The sequence below is a fragment of the Nonomuraea sp. NPDC049784 genome (assembly GCF_040659615.1).
Lineage (GTDB): Bacteria > Actinomycetota > Actinomycetes > Streptosporangiales > Streptosporangiaceae > Nonomuraea.
Genome location: NZ_JBFAMX010000859.1, coordinates 1 through 3,434, shown reverse-complemented (window position 1 = coordinate 3,434; position 3,434 = coordinate 1). Strand labels below are relative to the sequence as shown.

Below are 3,434 nucleotides of genomic sequence, written 5' to 3'. Positions count from 1 at the left end.
GGTGTTCGACAGCTACGCGCACCACCCGACCGAGCTGGCCGCCGACCTGAAGGCCGCTCGCGACGTGGTCGCCTCCTACTCCGGCGACGGCCGGGTCATCGCGGTCTTCCAGCCGCACCTCTACTCGCGCACCCGGTTCTTCGCCGACGAGTTCGGCGCGGCGCTCGGGCTGGCCGACGAGGCCATCGTGCTCGACGTCTACGGGGCCCGCGAGGATCCCGAGCCTGGGGTCTCGGGCGCGCTGGTCGCCGGGCGGGTGCCGCTGCCGCCTGAGCAGGTCGTGTACGCGCCGGACCGGGCCATGGTCCCGGCGCTGGTGGCCGAGCGGGCGCGGCCCGGCGACATCGTGCTCACCATGGGCGCGGGCGACGTCACGGAGCTCGGCCCGCAGATCGTGGCCCGCCTTTCCCTCTGACCGCGCTTCCGGGGGCGCTGCACCCTGGGCGTCTGATGATGGGCTTCGTCCTGGCCGCCGCCGGGGTGCTCGACGGGCGCCGGGCCACCACCCACTGGCTGTACGCGGAGGTGCTGAGCCGCCGCTGTCCCGCCGTCCGGGTCGATCCGTCCGTGCTCTACGTGGAGGACACCAACGTGATCACCTCCGCGGGGACGGTGGCCGGCATCGAAAGAGTCCTTCCCCTCCCGTGGGGCGGGGGTCCTTGGGGAGAGGCGGTCGCGCGAGGCGACGCATGGACCGTTTTGGGCGTGGCGTGCGGTGTTGCGACGCGCGTCGGCGTAGGTTCTGTGCCGACGCTCAGGGGCCGGCATGGGGAGGACGATGAAGGCGCGGACGGCGTTCCTGGTGCTGCTCACGGCGGGAGTGGTGGGCTCGGCCGCCTGGCTGGTGTTCTTCTCGCCCGTCCTGGGCGTGCGCTCGATCGAGATCGTGGGAAATCTCACAGTGCCGAGCGAGCGCATCAAGCAGCAGGCCGGCGTGGCCGACCTCCATCCCCTCGCCACCGTGAACCTCGCCGACGTCGAGGGCCGCGTCCTGGCCATCAGACAGCTCGCCAGTGCCAGGGTGGACCGGGTCTGGCCGGGCACGCTCAAGATCGAGGTGGTCGAGCGCGAGCCCGTCGCCTCGATCCCCGCGGGCGGCAAGTTCGCGATCGTCGACAAGCAGGGCGTGGTGATCGAGGTGAAGTCCGCGGCGCCGCCGATACTGCCGGTGCTCAAGGTCGACACACCCGCGGTGGGTGATCCCACCACGATGGCGGCGCTCCAGGTCATCCAGGCGGTCCCGGACGAGGTGGCGCCCAAGGTCAGGGAAGTACGCGCCGGAACGGCCGAAGGCGTGACCCTGAAGCTGTCCGACGGGCGGACCGTCATCTGGGGTGGCGCCGACCGGCCCAAGGAGAAGGGCCGCATCCTGATTTCGCTACTCAAACGCGAGAAAGCCACCGTGTTTGACGTCAGCTCTCCTGATGTGGTGACGCTGAAGTGATCAAGAGTGGGCAAGTCCGCGGCAAGGCATGGCCGAGCTTGTGCGAGGTGGGGGTCCCGGCGTGAGAGCCTTAAGTCGTACGTCGGGCGCAGGAGCCCCCGACCAGGCGCGACTTCGGAGCGAAACGGACAGCCCGCGACACGCCGGACGTGCTTGCGGCGCGGTTAGTTGACCCGCCAGGCAGGGGACTCCTACTGTCCGTATCAATCCTCAGGTTGACATAAATCTAAATCTCAACCTGAGGTTGAGAGTTATCCGAAGTGACAAAAGCGGAGACAATCCGCACCGAAATGGCAAGTCAACGAGCGGAAAGGCCCCTCGTCGTGGCAGCACCGCAGAACTACCTCGCGGTCATCAAGGTCGTCGGCATCGGCGGCGGCGGAGTCAACGCCGTCAACCGGATGATCGAGGAGGGACTCAAGGGCGTCGAGTTCATCGCCATAAACACCGACGCCCAGGCGCTGCTGATGAGTGACGCCGATGTGAAACTCGACGTGGGCCGCGAGCTCACGCGCGGACTGGGTGCCGGCGCCAACCCCGACGTGGGGCGCAAGGCGGCCGAGGACCACCGTGAGGAGATCGAGGAGGTCCTCAAGGGGGCCGACATGGTCTTCGTGACGGCCGGCGAGGGCGGCGGCACCGGCACGGGCGGCGCGCCCGTCGTGGCCAACATCGCCAGGTCGCTCGGCGCGCTGACCATCGGCGTCGTGACCAGGCCGTTCAGCTTCGAGGGGCGGCGCAGGGCCATGCAGGCCGAAGCCGGCATCGAGACGCTGCGCGACGAGGTCGACACGCTGATCGTGATCCCCAACGACCGGTTGCTGTCGATCTCCGACCGGCAGGTGAGCGTGCTCGACGCGTTCAAGGCGGCCGACCAGGTGCTGCTCTCGGGTGTCCAGGGCATCACCGACCTGATCACCACTCCCGGTCTGATCAACCTCGACTTCGCCGACGTCAAGTCGGTCATGTCGGGCGCCGGCTCGGCGCTCATGGGCATCGGCCACGCCCGCGGCGACGACCGCTCGGTGGCGGCGGCCGAGATGGCCGTCTCCAGCCCGCTGCTGGAGGCCAGCATCGACGGCGCCCACGGCGTGCTGCTGTCGATCGCGGGTGGCTCCGACCTCGGCCTGTTCGAGATCAACGAGGCCGCGCAACTCGTGTCCATGGCGGCCGCGCCCGACGCCAACATCATCTTCGGTACGGTCATCGACGACGCCCTCGGCGACGAGGTGCGCGTGACGGTGATCGCGGCCGGCTTCGACGACGTGCCGCCGCCGGTGGAGAAGCCGATGCCCCGCCCGGCGAGCCGCCCCGCCGCACCACCCGCCGCACCGCCCGTGTCGTCCTCTGTCCGGCCGAGCCTCGCGTCCCCCAGCGTGAAGTCGGAGCAGGCCGCGCCGCGCCCTGAGCCGCGCGCTGAGGTGCGTTCGGAGCCGCGTGCGGACTTCAGGCCCGAGCCGCGTCCCGAATTCCGGTCTGAGCCGCGTCCAGAGCCGCGTGCCGACTTCAGGGCGGAGCCCCGCCCCGAGCCGCGCGCCGAGTTCAGGCCCGAGCCCCGCCCGGAGTCCCGTCCCGAGCCGCCGCGTCCCGAGCCGGTGCGGCCGGTGGAGTCGCCGCTGGCCCCCGAGCCCGCGCTCGACGAGCCGGTCGCCGAGGAGCCGTCCGGCCCCGTCTCGATCCCCCGGCCCACGCCCGAGCCCGCCAATCCGCCCACGCCCATCACCTCCCGCATGTCGGAGCCCGCCAAACGTCCCAGGGTGATCTTCGAGGAGCAGGAGGAGGAGCTCGACGTCCCCGACTTCCTCAAATAGCCCGGCCGCCTGACGCCGCTCTCCGGCAAGGTTCCGGGAGCGGCGCCGTCGTGTGCGCGAAGGCGTACCCTGTGCCGGGCCTGTAGTGGAAAGGGAGAGTCAGTGAGAAGGGACGAGATCGCGGCCGGGTTCGCCGAGGTCGACGCACGCATCGCGGCGGCCTGCCACGCGGTGGGGCG

General features: G+C 70.6%; 3 protein-coding genes and 1 pseudogene. All 4 read left to right on the top strand.

Going from position 1 to position 3,434, the window contains the following annotated elements; all coding sequences use genetic code 11:
* The coding region (locus AB0J09_RS59935; RefSeq protein ID WP_360712608.1) for a cyanophycin synthetase at positions 1-415 on the top strand (415 nt) is incomplete at its 5' end.
* A 44-nt stretch (positions 416-459) separates the two neighbouring features.
* Positions 460-627, top strand: a pseudogene (locus tag AB0J09_RS59930) (DJ-1/PfpI family protein); the annotation flags it as partial.
* A 139-nt stretch (positions 628-766) separates the two neighbouring features.
* Positions 767-1,444 carry an FtsQ-type POTRA domain-containing protein gene (locus AB0J09_RS59925; protein ID WP_360712605.1) on the top strand — a complete coding sequence of 226 codons (678 nt, stop codon included), beginning with the start codon at positions 767-769 and terminating at the stop codon, positions 1,442-1,444.
* A 323-nt stretch (positions 1,445-1,767) separates the two neighbouring features.
* Positions 1,768-3,255: a cell division protein FtsZ gene (gene ftsZ / locus AB0J09_RS59920; protein WP_360712602.1), complete on the top strand. Its 1,488-nt coding sequence runs from the start codon at positions 1,768-1,770 to the stop codon at positions 3,253-3,255.
* Positions 3,256-3,434 lie beyond the last annotated feature (179 nt).